The sequence below is a fragment of the Streptomyces termitum genome (genome assembly GCF_014650175.1).
In the GTDB taxonomy this organism is placed as follows: Bacteria; Actinomycetota; Actinomycetes; order Streptomycetales; family Streptomycetaceae; genus Streptomyces; species Streptomyces termitum.
Genome location: NZ_BMUL01000021.1, coordinates 18,092 through 34,112, shown reverse-complemented (window position 1 = coordinate 34,112; position 16,021 = coordinate 18,092). Strand labels below are relative to the sequence as shown.

11 protein-coding genes are annotated in these 16,021 nt (G+C 75.5%); 7 read left to right on the top strand and 4 right to left on the bottom strand.

Annotation, left to right across the window (positions count from 1 at the left end):
- The first annotated feature begins 256 nt into the window (after positions 1–256).
- Both rsgA and IE219_RS28485 read left to right on the top strand, forming a co-directional pair.
- Positions 257–1,384, top strand: coding sequence for a ribosome small subunit-dependent GTPase A (gene rsgA / locus IE219_RS28490; protein ID WP_229850120.1), 1,128 nt, complete (start codon positions 257–259; stop codon positions 1,382–1,384).
- 68 nt (positions 1,385–1,452) lie between these two features.
- A complete protein-coding gene (locus IE219_RS28485; RefSeq protein ID WP_189982683.1) occupies positions 1,453–2,796 on the top strand; it encodes a bifunctional transcriptional activator/DNA repair enzyme AdaA in 1,344 nt (447 codons plus the stop codon).
- Here the strand turns inward: IE219_RS28485 and IE219_RS28480 are convergent, their stop codons facing one another.
- A complete protein-coding gene (locus tag IE219_RS28480; RefSeq protein WP_189982681.1) occupies positions 2,797–3,279 on the bottom strand; it encodes a DUF456 domain-containing protein in 483 nt (160 codons plus the stop codon).
- Between the two features lie 62 nt (positions 3,280–3,341).
- Positions 3,342–4,325 (bottom strand): helix-turn-helix domain-containing protein, encoded by a 984-nt coding sequence (locus tag IE219_RS28475; protein WP_189982679.1) that lies wholly within the window; start codon positions 4,323–4,325, stop codon positions 3,342–3,344.
- A gap of 228 nt (positions 4,326–4,553) precedes the next feature.
- Between IE219_RS28475 and IE219_RS28470 the strand changes: the two genes are divergently transcribed.
- The 4 genes from IE219_RS28470 (at position 4,554) to IE219_RS28455 (ending at position 12,587) form a co-directional block, all read left to right on the top strand.
- Complete coding sequence (locus IE219_RS28470) at positions 4,554–8,321, top strand: S8 family peptidase (protein WP_189982677.1); 3,768 nt, start codon at positions 4,554–4,556, stop codon at positions 8,319–8,321.
- A 123-nt stretch (positions 8,322–8,444) separates the two neighbouring features.
- The gene (locus IE219_RS28465; protein WP_189982675.1) at positions 8,445–10,196 is read left to right on the top strand and encodes a protein phosphatase 2C domain-containing protein; all 1,752 of its coding nucleotides are present in this window, start codon (positions 8,445–8,447) and stop codon (positions 10,194–10,196) included.
- 27 nt (positions 10,197–10,223) lie between these two features.
- Positions 10,224–11,966, top strand: a complete 1,743-nt coding sequence (locus tag IE219_RS28460; RefSeq protein WP_189982673.1) for a pyruvate dehydrogenase — start codon at positions 10,224–10,226, stop codon at positions 11,964–11,966.
- Between the two features lie 246 nt (positions 11,967–12,212).
- Positions 12,213–12,587 (top strand): ATP-binding protein, encoded by a 375-nt coding sequence (locus IE219_RS28455; protein WP_229850130.1) that lies wholly within the window; start codon positions 12,213–12,215, stop codon positions 12,585–12,587.
- Between the two features lie 32 nt (positions 12,588–12,619).
- Here the strand turns inward: IE219_RS28455 and IE219_RS28450 are convergent, their stop codons facing one another.
- Both IE219_RS28450 and IE219_RS28445 read right to left on the bottom strand, forming a co-directional pair.
- Positions 12,620–13,711 (bottom strand): DUF2637 domain-containing protein, encoded by a 1,092-nt coding sequence (locus IE219_RS28450; protein ID WP_189982669.1) that lies wholly within the window; start codon positions 13,709–13,711, stop codon positions 12,620–12,622.
- 203 nt (positions 13,712–13,914) lie between these two features.
- Positions 13,915–14,817, bottom strand: coding sequence for a (2Fe-2S)-binding protein (locus tag IE219_RS28445; RefSeq protein WP_189982667.1), 903 nt, complete (start codon positions 14,815–14,817; stop codon positions 13,915–13,917).
- 194 nt (positions 14,818–15,011) lie between these two features.
- Between IE219_RS28445 and IE219_RS28440 the strand changes: the two genes are divergently transcribed.
- Positions 15,012–15,932 (top strand): GntR family transcriptional regulator, encoded by a 921-nt coding sequence (locus IE219_RS28440; protein WP_373298906.1) that lies wholly within the window; start codon positions 15,012–15,014, stop codon positions 15,930–15,932.
- Positions 15,933–16,021: the final 89 nt, after the last annotated feature.

The following is a 16,021-nucleotide window of genomic DNA, read 5'->3' as shown; positions in this document are numbered from 1 at the left end:
CCGTTTAATCGGTGGTGCCGTGCCCCGGGCCGGGGCTATCGTGCGTGTCATCCGTTCCGGAGAGGGGCGGTGCCGGTTCGGCGCAGAAGAAGCACAGAAGAAGCAGGAGGTGAGGACATTGATGACTGTCACGGTGACGGGCTCTGCCCGCATTCAGGAGTTCATCGTTCCCACCCCTGTGGTCTCCGGCTGACATCCGTCCGACCTGCCGCGCGCTCGGAGCGCGGTGCCGGGGCCACCCTGTGAAGGGTTCCCCTTGTCTTTCCCGCTTTCCTTCCGTTCCACCACCCCTTCCTTCTCCTCCCCGGTGCTCGACGCCCACGGCTGGGACTCCGGCTGGGCCGAGGACTTCGCCCCGTACGCCGCCCAGGGGCTCGTGCCCGGGCGGGTCGTCCGGGTCGACCGGGGGCAGTGCGACGTCGCCACCGCCGACGGGACCGTCCGGGCCGACACGGCGTTCGTGACGCCGCACGATCCGCTGCGCGTCGTGTGCACCGGGGACTGGGCCGCCGTCGACCCCGAGGGCGCCGGCGACCCCCGGTACGTACGGGCCTGCCTGCCGCGCCGGACGGCGTTCGCGCGGTCCACCTCCTCCAAGCGGTCCGAGGGCCAGATCCTCGCGGCCAACGTCGACCACGCCGTCATCACCGTCTCGCTCGCCGTCGAGCTTGACCTCGGCCGGATCGAACGCTTCCTCGCCCTGGCGTGGGAGTCCGGCGCCCAGCCGACCGTCGTCCTGTCCAAGGCCGACCTGGTGCCCGACCCGGTCGTCCTCTCCCACCTGGTCGAGGACGTCGGCGCGGCCGCCCCCGGCGTGGAGGTGCTGCCGCTCAGCTCCGCCACCGGCGAGGGGATCGAGATCCTCAAGGCCGTCGTCTCCGGCGGCACCACCGTCCTCCTCGGCGTCTCCGGCGCCGGGAAGTCCACCCTCGCCAACGCCCTCGTCGGCGACGACGTCATGACCGTCCAGGCGGCCCGTGACGTGGACGGCAAGGGCCGGCACACCACGACCACCCGCAACCTCTTCGTGCTGCCCGCCGGCGGGGTCCTCATCGACACCCCCGGACTGCGCGGGGTCGGACTGTGGGACGCGGAGGCCGGCGTCGGCCAGACCTTCGCCGAGATCGAGGAGCTGGCGGCCGAGTGCCGCTTCCACGACTGCGCCCACGAGTCCGAACCGGGCTGCGCCGTCGTGGCCGCGCTGGAGGACGGTTCGCTGTCCGTACGCCGCCTGGAGAGCTACCGCAAACTGATCCGCGAGAACCAGCGGCTGGTCGCCAAGACCGACGCCCGCCTGCGCCACGAGATCCGCAAGGACTGGAAGCGCAAGGGCGCCGAGGGCCGCGCCGCCATGGAGTTCAAGCGCGAGGGCCGCCTCCGGTAACCCGGGCGCCCGAGCCCCCCGTCCGAATCCCGCCGGTGTGCGGCGGTCCGCCGCCGCACACTGGAGGCATGACGGACGACGACACCCGCTACGAGGCGGTCAGCAGCAGGGACGCGCGGTTCGACGGCGCGTTCTTCTTCGCCGTCCGCACCACCGGCATCTACTGCCGGCCCAGCTGCCCCGCCGTCACCCCCAAGCGGCGCAACGTCGCCTTCTTCCCGACGGCCGCCGCCGCCCAGGGGCACGGCTTCCGGGCCTGCCGCCGCTGCCGTCCCGACGCGGTCCCCGGCTCCGCCGAGTGGAACGTCCGGGCCGACGTCGTCGGCCGGGCCGTCCGCCTGATCGGCGACGGCGTCGTGGACCGCGAGGGCGTGCCCGGCCTCGCCGTCCGCCTCGGCTACAGCACCCGCCAGGTCCAGCGCCAGCTCACCGCCGAGCTGGGCGCCGGACCGGTGGCGCTGGCCCGCGCCCAGCGGGCGCACACCGCCCGGGTGCTGCTCCAGACCACCGCCCTGCCCGTCACCGAGATCGCCTTCGCGGCCGGCTTCGCGAGCGTCCGCCAGTTCAACGACACCATCCGGACCGTGTACGCCCGCACCCCCACCGAGCTGCGCGCCGAGAAGCCCGCGGCCGCGGCCGCCGCCACCGGCGTCCCGCTGCGCCTCGCCCACCGGGGCCCCTACGCCGCCGCCGAGGTCTTCGACCTGCTGGCCGCCGAGGCACTGCCGGGCGTCGAGGAGGTCACCGGACCGCCCGGCGCCCGCACCTACCGGCGCGCCCTGCGGCTGCCGTACGGCCCCGGCGTCGTCGCCGTCGACGAGCACGCGCCCGGCCGCTGGCTGGAGGCCCGGCTGCGGCTGGCCGACCTGCGCGACCTGACGACCGCCGTGCACCGGCTGCGCCGCCTCCTCGACCTCGACGCCGACCCCTACGCCGTCGCCGAACGGCTCGGCGCCGACCCCGGCCTGGCCGCCGAGGTCGCCGCCCGCCCCGGCGTCCGCTCGCCCGGCGCCGCCGACCCCGAGGAGTACGCCCTGCGGGCCGTCCTCGGCCCCGGGGAGTCGGCCCGGGTGCTGGCCGCCCACGGCACCCCCCTCGACGCCCCCGACGGCACGCTCCGCGCGCTCTTCCCCACCCCCGCCGCCCTGACCGGCCACCCGGTGGCCGGCCCGCTCGCCCGCGCCCTCGCCGACGGGACCCTGCGCCTCGACCCCGGGGCCGACCGCGACGAGGCCGCCCTCGGCCTCGGAGCCGTACCGGGGATGGATCCGGGGACCGCCGCGCTGATCAGGGTCCGGTCGCTGGGGGACCCGGACGTCCCCGACCCCGACGCGCCCGGGGCGGACGACGCGGGGACGCGGCCGTGGCGGTCGTACGCCCGCCGGTACCGGGCGGCGGCCCGCCGGGGCTGATCAGCCCCAGAGCACCGCCCCGGCCCACGCCCCCACGATCAGCAGGCAGGCGAAGAGCTCCACCAGGACGCTCGTCCCGGCCGCCCGCATGATCGCGCGGGTGGCCGCCCTGGCCTGGCCGTGGCCGCCGAGCCGCAGCCGCTCCGACAGGTAGATCCCGCCGACGAAACCGGGGACCGCGCCCACCACCGGCACCAGGACGAAGCCGAGGAGGGCGCCCGCGCCCGCGCACCCGATGGTCCGGCGGGTGAGCCCCACCCCCCGGAAGCGGCGCGGCGGCAGCTGCCACACCACGACCTGGGTGAGCAGCAGCAGCGCCGTCGAGGAGACCAGCAGGATCCAGGCGAGCCCGGTCTGCTCGTGCAGCGACCACCACAGCACGGCGGCCCACACCAGCCAGGTCCCCGGCACGCCCGGCGCGAGGACCCCGAACAGGCCGAGCAGCATGACCGTCGCCACCAGCAGGAGCTGCCACACGCCCATGCCTCCCAGCCTCCCGCACGGCCCCCGCCGCCGCAGGCCGCGAGGGCCGTCCGGGTGGCCGGTCAGCCCCGGGCCACCCAGCCCTTCTCGTACGCGTGCCAGCCGAGCTGGAGCCGGGTCGTCACCGCCGCCAGCTCCATCAGCCCCTTCACCCGCCGCTGCACCGTCCGCAGCCCCAGGTCGAGCTGTTTGGCGACGCTCGCGTCGGTCATCCCGGCCAGCAGCAGGGACAGGATCTCCAGGTCGGTGGGGTCGGGCCCCGGCGCCCGCTCCTCGGTGACCTGCGCGCCCGCGCCGAGCCGCAGCGGCAGCGCCTCCCGCCACACCGCCTCGAAGAGGCCCATCAGCGACTCCAGGAGACCGCTGGCGTGCACCACCAGCGCGGCGGGCTCCGCGCCCCGGCCGGTCAGCGGCACCAGCGCCAGCGACCGGTCGGCGACGATCAGCTTGGTCGGCACCCGGTCGACGACCCGGATCTGCTCCTCCCGGCCGAGCGCCGCCGACAGCTCCAGCAGCCCGGAGGGCAGGCCCAGCACCTCGCGCTCGACGACCACCCGGTAGCGCACGCCCCGGCCCGCGGCCAGCTCCTCCGCGTCGTTCTCCAGCCCGGAGACCGCGATCGGCTTGCCGGTGACCAGGGCGCACACCTCCTCGGCGGCGCCGAGCTGGAGCTGGAGGAAGCGGTGGGTGACCGCGCTCGCCCCGGTGACCACCTCGACCAGGTCGTGCACGGCCGGCTCGGCGGTCTCGGCCCGGTACTCCTCGGTGAGCAGCGCCGCCGCCAGCTCCGCCTGCTCCAGCTCGTGCCGCTGCTGGGTGAGGAGCGCGCCGAGCGCCACCGCGGGCGGCGCGGCCACCCAGCGGCCGGTGCGCGCCGAGGACTGGGCGGCGAGCCCCTGCGCCTCCAGCCGGCGCAGCGTCCGCTCGGTCTCGCCCTCGGGCAGCGACAGCCGGTGCGCCAGGTCGGTCACCTCCGCCGCGCCGAGCGCGATCAGCGCCCGGTACGCCGACTCCTGCCGCTCGTCCAGTCCTATCGCACCGAGCATCGGTTCCCGCCCCTCACCGGCCCCCGGCGGACGCGCGGCGTTCCGCGCGCGTTCTTCCGGAGACGTCCGTTCCGTTGGTTGCCTGGCGGGAATCGGCCACGGCGTATTCCCGCCTCGCCATCATCCCCGCCCCACCCCCACCTCTGCCAATGTGGCGCCACCGCAGCACCAACCACCTTCACACGCAGGTGAGTTGCACCTTTCGTTCGGATTCTGATGGGGAGAGCGATGCGCCCGATTCCGCGTACGGCCCTGGCAGCGGCGACCGCCGCCGTGCTGGCCGTCACCGCGGTCGGCCCGTCCCTCGCGGCACAGCCGCAGGACGGAACGACCGCAGACCGCCCACTGGTCGGCAGCGAGGCCCAGGCCCGGACCGGGCAGCGGCCCGCCACGGTGACCCTGGTCACCGGCGACCGCGTCCTGGTCACCCGCGACGACCGGGGCGCCCCGGCCGCCACCGTGCTGCCCCGCGAGGACGGCACCGTCCCGCTGGTCCAGACCCGCCGCTCCGGCCAGGACCTCTACGTCTACCCCGAGAACGCCACCGGCGCGCTCGCCGCCGGCCGCGTCGACGAGGAACTCTTCAACGTCACCGGCCTGGTCCGGCAGGGCTACGACGACGCCTCCACGACCACGCTCCCCCTCATCGCGGTCTACGGCTCCGACCTCGCCCGCGCCCCCCTCGCCGCCCCGCGCGGCACCCGCCGGGGCCAGGTCCTCAAGACCATCGGCGGCGTCGCCCTCACCACCGAGAAGAAGCAGGCCGCCACCTTCTGGGCGGACCTCTCCGCCCCCACCGCCCGCACCTTCTCCGCCGGGCTCGACAAGCTCTGGCTGGACCGCAAGGTCGAGGCCACCCTGGAGCGTTCGACCGCCCAGGTCCACGCCCCCGAGGCGTGGGCCGCCGGCTACGACGGCACCGGCACCACGGTCGCCGTCCTCGACACCGGCGCCGACGCCGACCACCCCGACCTCAAGGGCCGGATCGCCGCCGCCGAGAACTTCACCGACTCCGCCGGCACCGGCGACGTCCAGGGCCACGGCACCCACACCATCTCCACCGTCGGCGGCTCCGGCGCGGCCTCCGGCGGCAAGAAGAAGGGCGTCGCCCCCGGCGCCCGGCTCCTCAACGGCAAGGTCCTCGACGACTCCGGCTCCGGCGCCACCTCGTGGATCATCGCCGGCATGGAGTGGGCCGTCGCCCAGGGCGCCGACGTCGTCTCCATGAGCCTCGGCAACCCCTCCGAGACCAGCTGCGACGACCCGATGGGCGTCGCGGCCGAACGGCTCGCCCAGAACGAGAAGACCCTGTTCGTGATCGCCGCGGGCAACACGGGCCCGAGCCTCAACTCGGTCTCCTCGCCCGGCTGCGCCCCCGGCGTCCTCACCGTCGGCGCCACCGACCGCGACGACTCCACCGCCTGGTTCTCCAGCCGCGGCCCGGTCGCCAACGAGGCCCACACCCTCAAGCCGGAGATCGCCGCCCCCGGCGTCGGCATCTCCGCCGCCTCGGCCGGTGGCCGCGGCCTGTACGCCTACCGGGAGATGTCCGGCACCTCGATGGCCACCCCGCACGTCGCGGGCGCCGCCGCCGTCCTGAAGCAGCGTCACCCCGACTGGACCGCGCAGCAGGTGAAGGCCGCCCTCGTCGCCTCCGCCGAGACGGACATTCCCGGCGACGTCCGGGAGACCGGCGGCGGACGGCTCGACGTGAAGGCCGCCGTCGACCAGACCGTCCTCTCCGCCCCCGCCGTCCAGGGCGGCACCTTCCACTGGCCGCAGGACCGGAGCGACCGCACCACGGTCCAGGTGCCGTACACCAACACCTCCGACCGCCCGGTCACCCTCGACCTCGCCGTCGAACGGCTCACCGGCAACGACGGCTCCCCGGTCAGGTCCTCCGTCGCCCGCCTCGGCGAGCGCCGCGTCACCGTCCCGGCCGGCGCCACCGTGAAGGTCCCGCTCGCCCTCGACCCCACCGCCCGCCTGGAGCGCGCGCAGTACGGCGACGTCACGGGCAGGGTCGTCGCCACCAGCCGCACCGGCGTCCACGTCTCCACCCCCTTCTCCCTCTACGTCGAACCCGAGACGGTCACCCTCCGCGTCAAGCTGATCGACCGCCTCGGCAGGCCCGCCGCCGGATCGTCCTCGCTGGACGTCATCGGCACCGACACCGCCACCGGCGAACGCCGCTTCAACGACGGCGCCGCCGACCAGGTCTTCCGCCTGCGCCCCGGCAGCTACTTCCTCACCTCCTTCGTCACCACCCCCGACGCGGGCGAGGGCGCCACGCTGACCGACTCGCTCACCCAGCTGTCCCGGCCGCAGGTCGAGATCAAGAAGGACACCACCCTCGTCCTCGACGCCCGCAAGGCGGCCGAACTGTCGGTCCGCACCGACCGGCCCTCCGAGGTCCGCGGCGCCACCCTCGCCTTCGCCCGCGCCTGGGACGACCTCTGGACCCACGCCGGCACCGCCATCGGACCGCGCACCGTCCGCGCCTACTACGCCTCCGTCGAGGGCGAGGCCCGCGACGGCTCCTTCGAGTCCGGCAGCTACTGGCGCGCCGCCGCCCCGCAGATCACCTCCCTGCGCACCGGCGACGGCCTGGCCCTCCACCCGGTCACCGGCTCCACCGGCTCCGACAACCTCGACGGCACCGGCAGCGCCGGACTCGTCGACGCGGGCACCGGCACCCCGGACGAACTGAAGGCCGCCGGAGTCCGGGGCCGCCTCGCCCTGGTCTCCCTCCCCGACGACACCAACGCCGTCGGCGCCCTCGCCCGCGACGCCAAGAGCGCCGGCGCGACCGGCCTCCTCGTCCACCACGCCTCGGCCGCCCGCTGGTACCCCACCGGCGGCTTCACCGGCAACGACCTCCCCGTCCTCGCGGTCCCGGCCGCCGAGGCCGCCGCCCTGCGCGAGCGGCTCGCCGCGGGCGCGGTCACCCTGGACTGGCGGGCCACGGCGAAGACCCCGTACGTCTACACCCTCGGCTTCCCCGAGACCGGCGAGATCGGCCGCGACCGCGCCTACCGGGTCCGCGACGCGCGCCTCGGCCGCTCGGACGTCACCGTCCACTCGGCCGGTGTCGCCGCCGACTTCATGAACTTCCCCACCGCCCACCGCCCCGGCGGCCTCTCCGTCGGCTTCGCCGGCCTGGAGACGGTCCCCGCCCCGGGCACCCGCACCGAGTACTACACCCCCGGCGACACCGCTTGGCAGCAGATGACCGGCAGCAGCTTCCCGTACGGCGAGCTGATGATCGGCGACCAGCACGCCTACACCCCCGGCGAGCGCCGCACCGAGACCTGGTACGACGGAGTCACCGCGCCGACCGCCCCGCGCGACGCGACCGGCGCGCCGGTCCTCGTCGCCGAACGCCAGGGCAACCTCATCGGCTTCGCCGCGGCGATGTGGGGCGACGGCACCCACCACGCCGAGCCCGGTTCCTTCGGCGACCTCGGCAACCTGCGGCTGCGCCGCGACGGCGAGCTCATCGGCGAGAACGCCTGGCCCTTCGGCGCCTTCGAGGTGCCCGCCGAGCCCGGCACGTACGAGCTCGAACAGAACACCATGAAGATGGGCAACCGGAACTGGGCCCGCTCCACCTCCGTCCAGTCGGTCTGGAAGTTCACCTCCCGCCTCGACGAGACCGTCTATTCTCAGGGCGTCCCGATCCTCTTCCCCCGGTACGACCTGCCGGCGGACGGGCTCAAGACCCTCGCCGCCACCGACGGCCAGAAGATCGGCCTCACCGTGACGGGACACGCGGGCTACCGCCCCGCCGCCCTCACCTCGGCCGCGCTGTCGTACTCCTACGACGGCGGCACCACCTGGACCGAGGCACCGGTCACCCGACAGGGCGACGGCTGGTCCGCGACCGTGAACCACGCGGGCGCGACGGGGAAGCAGGTCACCCTGAAGACCGAACTGACGGACGCCAACGGCAACTCCGTCACCCAGACCGTGGTCCGCGCCTACGACGTGCGCTGACCACGCCGGTCCGCCGGGCGTCCTTCCCGTGGGGGGTGGGGCCGTCCGGCGGACCACCCGTTCGCCGCAACGCTTTTCGCCGTGTCCCGTTTTCCGGCGCTCCCCGCGGTGGACAATAAGGGCATGACGCAGCAGGGGGACAACTGGTGGGACGCGCTCTACGACGACGCGGCGGAGGACACCGCCCCGGCGGCCTCGGGCGACAGCCTCGACGCCCGCTTCGCCTCCGCCACCCGAGCCACGGCACCCACCCCCGCCACCCCACCACCACCCTCCGCCCACCCGGCCGTCCCGGCCCCACCGGCGCCGCCGGTCGCACAGACACCCCCGGCACCACCGCCCCCGGCTCCTCCGGTACCCCGGACCCCGCCGACCCCGGCCCCTGAGCCACCGCTTCCGGCGTCCGCCCCGCCGGCCCCGGCTCCGCCCCAGGCCCCGGCGGTCGCGCCCGCGCCGTCCGGTACGGCGCCGGTCCCGCCGGTCCCGGCGCCCGAACCGCCCCGTCCGGAGCGGGCCCCCCGGGCGCCGGGGGCCGGGCCGACCCGGTCCGTGCTCTCCCCGCCCGCCCGGCCCGCCGAGCCCCCGGCCGAGCCCCCGGTCCGGCGGGTGCCGGACCCGGCGGGTGCCGGACACGATGAGTCCCCGTCGGACCCGTCCACCCCGCCCGCGCCCTCCCTGTTCGAGCCGCCGGTCAAGCCGTCGGCGCCCGTGCGGGCCGTGCTGGCGCCCGCGCCGTGGGAGCCGCCGGAGGGCGGGGACGGCGGGCCCCGGACCTTCCCGTCGCCGCCGCCGGTCGCGCCGGAGCCGGTGGGGGAGGACGTCACCGTTCAGGTGCGGACGGGGGCGGGGCACGAGCCGACGGTCCAGGTGCCGCTGCCCCGGCCCCGTACCGGCTTCGTCGGCAGCAGACCGCCCACGTACGAGGCCGAGCCCACCGCGCTGCCCGTCGCCCGGCCCGGCGACCTCGACGGCCTGGCCGCCGACACCGTCCTGGACGGCGCCCGCTACGGCGCCGCCACCCTCCGCGCCGCCTCCGTCCGCGGCGACTCGGCCCGCTACCGGGGCGAGCCCCGCCGCGACGCCCTCCTCACCGCCCGCTTCGGCCACGACGAGGCCGCCCTCGTACTGGTCGCCGTCGCCGCCGGGTCCCGCGCCGCCGAGGAGGCCCACCGGGCCGCCGCCGACGTCTGCCGCTGGATCGGCGAGGCCGTCGGCCGCAGCCACGCCCGGCTCTCCGAGGACATCCGCACCGGCCGCCGGGGCGAGCTCAAGTCCGGGCTGCACCGGCTCACCGACCGGGCCTACGGACGGCTGCGGGCCGGCGCCGCCGAGCGCGGCCTCGCCCCCGACGCGTACACCGCCACCCTCCGCTGCCTGCTGATCCCGGCCGACCCGGAATGCCGCACCCGGGTCTTCTTCGGGGTCGGCGGCGGCGGGCTGTTCCGGCTCAGGGACGGCGCCTGGCAGGACATCGAGCCGCTGCTGCCCGACCCCGCCGCCGTCACCGGCGAGCCGGTCGTCGGCTTCGGCTCGACGCCGCCGGGCGGGGTCCCGGAGGCGACGGAGGAGGGCGACCGCCTCACCCTGGACCTCGGCATCGCCACCGCCCCCGGCCCGCTCGTCGAGGAGCCGGTCCCGCCGCCCGCCGAACCCTTCCGGTTCCGCGCCTCGGTGGCCCGCCCCGGCGACACCCTGCTGCTCGCCTCGCCCGGCCTCGCCGAGCCGATGCGCGGCGAGCCCGCCCTCGCCCGCGAACTGGCCGCCCGCTGGGCCGGCGCGGAACCGCCGGGCCTGGCCGACTTCCTCGCCGACACCCAGCTGAGGGTGACGGGGTACGCCGATGACCGTACGGGGGCGGCCGTCTGGGAGGCGTGACGGGCCGGGCCGTGTGTTGATGGACCCATGGCCAAACAGAACGTAGCCGAACAGTTCGTCGACACCCTCGTGCGCGCCGGTGTGAAGCGCCTGTACGGGGTGGTCGGCGACAGCCTGAACCCGGTCGTCGACGCCATCCGCCGCACCCCCGCCATCGACTGGATCCAGGTGCGGCACGAGGAGACGGCCGCCTTCGCCGCGGGCGCCGAGGCCCAGATCACCGGGAGCCTCGCCGCCTGCGCGGGCTCCTGCGGCCCCGGCAACCTCCACCTCATCAACGGCCTGTACGACGCCCACCGCTCGATGGCCCCGGTGCTCGCCCTCGCCTCGCACATCCCGTCCGGCGAGATCGGCCTCGGCTACTTCCAGGAGACCCACCCCGACCAGCTGTTCCGCGAGTGCAGCCACTACAGCGAGCTGATCTCCAGCCCGAAGCAGATGCCCCGGCTGCTGCACACCGCGATCCAGCACGCCGTCGGCCGCGGCGGCGTCTCGGTGGTCTCGCTCCCCGGCGACGTCGCCGACCAGCCCGCCCCCGAGAAGGCCACCGGCAGCGCCCTCGTCACCAGCCGCCCCGCCGTCCGCCCCGGCGACGCCGAGATCGACGAACTGGTCCGCATGATCGACGCGGCCCAGCGGGTCACCCTCTTCTGCGGCAGCGGCACCGCAGGCGCCCACGACGAGGTGATGCGGTTCGCCGAGACGCTCAAGGCACCCGTCGGCCACGCCCTGCGCGGCAAGGAATGGATCCAGTACGACAATCCTTTCGACGTCGGCATGAGTGGGCTGCTCGGCTACGGCGCCGCCTACGAGGCCACCCACGAGTGCGACCTGCTGATCCTGCTCGGCACCGACTTCCCGTACAACGCCTTCCTCCCCGACGACGTGCGGATCGTGCAGATCGACGTCCGCCCCGAACACCTCGGCCGCCGCTCCCGGCTCGACCTCGCCGTCTGGGGCGACGTCCGCGAGACGCTGCGCTGCGTCACCCCCCGGGTCCGCGCCCGCACCGACCGCCGCTTCCTCGACAAGATGCTGAAGAAGCACGCCGAGGCCCTGGAGGGCGTGGTCAAGGCGTACACCCGCAAGGTCGAGAAGCACGTCCCGATCCACCCCGAGTACGTCGCCTCCGTCCTGGACGAACTCGCCGACGACGACGCCGTCTTCACTGTCGACACCGGTATGTGCAATGTGTGGGCGGCCCGCTACCTGACCCCCAACGGCCGCCGCAGGATCATCGGTTCGTTCAGCCACGGCTCCATGGCCAACGCGCTGCCGCAGGCGATCGGCGCCCAGTTCACCGATCGGGGACGGCAGGTCGTCTCGCTCTCCGGCGACGGCGGCTTCTCCATGCTCATGGGCGACTTCCTCACCCTCGTCCAGTACGAACTCCCGGTGAAGATCGTGCTGTTCAACAACTCCTCGCTCGGCATGGTCGAACTGGAGATGCTGGTCGCCGGGCTCCCCTCGTACGGGACGACCAACCACAATCCGGACTTCGCCGCCGTCGCGCGGGCCGCCGGGGCGTACGGCGTCCGGGTGGAGAAGCCCAAGCAGCTCGCGGGCGCCCTCAAGGACGCCTTCAAGCACAAGGGCCCGGCCCTGGTCGACGTCGTCACCGACCCCAACGCCCTCTCCATCCCCCCGAAGATCAGCAAGGAGATGGTCACCGGCTTCGCGCTCTCCACCGGGAAGATCGTCCTCGACGGGGGAGTGGGCCGGATGCTCCAGATGGCCCGCTCCAACCTGCGCAACGTCCCCAGGCCCTGACGCCCCGCCGGGCCGGGCACGGGCCGGGCCGCGAGGGCGGGGCATGGGGGCGGGCTCGCGGGGCAGGCTTCTGCGTGAACCTGTTCGAAGCGATCGTGGGTGGGGGCCATGAATCGAAAGGCACGACAGCCGACCCGACAGCCGATCCGACAACCGACCCGTCCGCCGGCCCACGAGCCGACCCGTCCACCGGCCCACGAGTCGGCCCGGTCGCCGGACCGTCCGCAGGCCCGCCGGCCGGGCCGGCTGCTGAGAAGGGTCGGCGGGGCCGATCTGACCGCGGTTCCGGAGGTCCGGCACGCCTTACGGGAGCTCCTCGGGTCCTGGGGCGAGCCGGGCGCCGGGGACGTGGCGGAGCTGCTCACCAGCGAGCTGGTCACCAACGCCCTGGTCCACACCGGCCAGGGGGCCGTCGTCACCGCCACCGTCGTCCCCGAGCAGCTGAGGGTCGAGGTCCGCGACTTCGAGCCGGGGCTCGACCGGCCGCCCGTACCGCCCGCCGACGACGGTACGAGCGGCCGGGGCCTCTTCCTCGTTCGCGAACTCGCCGACTCCTGGGGAGTGGAGGAGCAGGGCACGGGGAAGGTCGTGTGGTTCGAACTGAACGGCGGGGCCGCCTGAGGGGCGGCCCCGCCGGGGGTGGGAAGCCGGGGTCAGCCGAGCTTCCGCTCCATCTCTGAGATCTTGGCCTCCAGGTCGTCCAGGAGCGGCAGCCCCTGGGTGTCGTCCTCGGCGGTCAGATCCACCGTGCGGGACCTACCGGCCCCGACGGCTTGCAGGGAGGGCCGGGGTCTGAGCGGCAGCTGTCCCGGATCCGCTATGGCGGGTTCCGCGACGGCCGCCGGTACGGCCGCCGTCGCGGAACCCGGGCCGGAGCCGGGGCCCTGGCCCCCGCCGGTCGCGCCGGCGGAGCCGAGCGCCGCCACCTCCACCTGCCGCCCGCCGCCCCGGCCGAAGGCGCGGTGCTGGCGGTTGAGCGCCTTGATCTGCGCCCGGTCGAGCTTGGCCTGCTCGCGCCGGCGGAGCCGGTTCTGCTCCTTCTCGCGCCGGTCCTCGCGGACCTCGTCGACCGCCTCGTCCAGGGTCCGTACGCCCTCCAGGAGCATCAGCGACCAGGCCGCGAAGGTCTCCCGGGGGGCCCGCAGCCACCGCACGATGCGGATCTGCGGCAGCGGGCGGGGCACCAGGCCCTGCTCGCGCAGCGCCGCCCGGCGGGTCTGCTTCAGCGCCCGGTCGAAGAGGACCGCCGCCGACAGGGACATCCCCGCGAAGAAGTGCGGGGCCCCGTCGTGGCCCAGACCGCGCGGCGCGTGCACCCAGTTGAACCAGGCGGCCGCACCGGCGAAGAGCCAGACCAGGAGGCGCGAGCCGAGGGCCGCGTCGCCGTGGCTGGCCTCGCGGACGGCGAGCACCGAGCAGAACATGGCGGCGCCGTCGAGGCCGAACGGCACCAGGTACTCCCAGCCGCCGGTCAGGCTGAGGTTCTGCCGGCCGAAGCCGACCAGTCCGTGGAAGGAGAGCGCCGCCGCGACGGCGGCGCAGCAGAACAGCAGCCCGTACGAGGCGAATCCGTAGACCGCCTCCTTGCGTCTGCGACGCTCCTCGCTGCGCTCCCAGGAGTCCTCGGCCGCTGCCTGGTCACCGGCGCGCTTACCGCGCGCGAGCACCGCGACCGCCGTCAGGACCCCCGCCACCATCACGCCGCCCGGAAGCAGCCAGTCCAGCGATATGTCGGTCAGTCTCATGCGGTGTCCCTCGCATCGCAGTGGGGCTTGTGGCGGCCCATACTGTCCGACCGACCGGCGGACCCACGGGGTTTCGGGGCAAGAGCACGCCAACGGGGTGCCAGGGCATACGAATAGGTACGTTCTGGTCGAACGCCAGCCCGGATGGGGAGAGTTGGGTTCGATTTACGCCACTCGTTCGAGTGGCGTAAGTGTCGGAAGGGTCAGGCGGTCGCCGCGAGCCGCCGGACCCGCTCCTCGTCACAGGTGCGCGGACAGGTCAGACAGGTGTCCTCGGGCCGCAGCGTGTAGAAGAGGCAGCAGGCGGCCCGGTCCCGGGTGGGACGCGCCGTGCCGTCGGGCGCCCCGGCCCCCGGCAGCGGACGGAACCCGGCGCCGCCCGCGTACGGCTTCTCCGGGCGCCGCTCGGGCAGTCCCGCAGGCCGCCCGGCCCGCCCGGCCGACCCCGGCATCAGCAGCTCCAGCTCCGCCACCGCCCGCTCCTCCTCGCCGAGCAGCGCGCCGACGTACCAGAGGCTCTCGACGATCTCGTCGGTCACCATCCCCCACAGCGCCCGGCGGCCGCGCCGCATCCGGGGGCCGAAGCCCTCCAGGAGGGCCTCGAAGTGCTCGGCGAGCGAGGCCCGCACCTCGGCCCGCAGGGCCTCCTCGCCGTCGACCACCCGGGCGCCGGGCAGCGCGGCGGCGGGGTCGCCGGGCAGGCAGGCGAACTCCTCGATCCGGACCGCCAGCCGGCCCTGGACGCGCTGGAAGGCGACGGCGCCGGCCGGCAGCCGGGGCACCCGCCGGTGCAGGAACCACGGCACGGTCACCAGCAGGCAGGCGGGCCAGCCGTAGCGGTGCAGACCGAAGGTGGCGACCACGTCGGGGCGGCCCCGCTGTCCGTAGTCGCGGAGCACCTGCGCGTCGTCCCAGGCGAGGAAGGCGTCCAGCCGCTCGCCGCCGGCCGCGAGCTCGGCGGCGCCGAACCAGCCGGCCCCCTCCGGCAGCCGTTCGCCCGGGGCCGTCTCCTCTATCCGCAGGCCGGAGAAGACCTCGGCGAGCCGGGCGTACGAGGCCGCGACGGGCGAGGCGAGGGGGGCGGACAACAGGGCGGGGACGGTCATGCGGACCACCGAATCGCGAGCGTTGACAGGTTAGCCTTACCTTACCCGATTCGGTCTCGCGTCTCACCACCGGAGAACCCGCTCCCACCTGCGCCGCAAGGGCACGGCCCCGGGGAACGGCCCGTTCGCCTATGGTGCACAGAGGGCCCCCGCCACGCGAGCCGGGCCCGGCACGAGGCCGCAGGAGGACCCGGGTGGAGCAGGGCGCAGCGCGCGAGCGGGCGACGGAGGGACCGTCCGTGCGATTCGGCGACCCCGCCCCCGGAGCCGTACGGGCCCACGAGGCACCCCGCGATCCCGGAGCCGTACGGGCCCACGGGGCGATCCGGGGGCCCGGGTCCGGGGCCGTCCACGGCGGCGAGGCGGCCGGAGCCGTACGCGGCGCCGAGGCGGCCGGAGCCGTACGGACGAGTGAGGTGCCCCGGGTGCCCGAGCAGGCGCGGGGGGAGCATCCGCCCGCCGAGGCGCCGCTGCCCGGGGAGGGGCCGCGCCCCGTCCGGCGGCATTCCGTCCGGAGCCAGATCCTCGACGCCCTGCGCACCGCCCTCGTCTCCGGCGAGCTGCGTCCCGGCGAGGTGTACTCCGCCCCCGCGCTCGGCGAGCGCTTCGGCGTCTCCGCCACCCCCGTCCGGGAGGCCATGCAGCGGCTCGCCGTCGAGGGCGCCGTCGAGGTCGTCCCCAACCGGGGCTTCCGGGTCGTCGTCCGGGGCCCCCGCGAACTCGCCGAACTGGCCGAGGTGCGGGCCCTCATCGAGGTCCCGGTGATGCTGCGGCTGGCCCGCACCGTCCCCGCCGCGCGGTGGGCCGCGCTGCGCCCGCTCGCCGAGGCCACCGGTGCCGCCGCCGCCCGGGGCGACCGCGCCCACTACGCGGAGACCGACCGCGCCTTCCACCGCGCGGTCCTCGCCCTCGCGGGCAACGAGCAGCTCCTCGTCGTCGCCGACGACCTGCACCGCCGCTCCCAGTGGCCGCTGCTCAGCGCCCCCGTCCCGCGCCACGCGGACCTGGTCGCCGACGCCGCCGAGCACACCGCCCTCCTCGACGCCCTCACCGCCCACGACCTCCCGGTCGTCGAGGCCCTGGTGCGGGAGCACTTCGCCGGCGCCGACCGCTGAGACCGCCCCCCGTCCCGGCCCTCGGTGCGGCGTCGCTTTCCGGACACTCCCGGCGGGCGCCCGCGCCGACTAAGGTCGGGGGCGTCAGC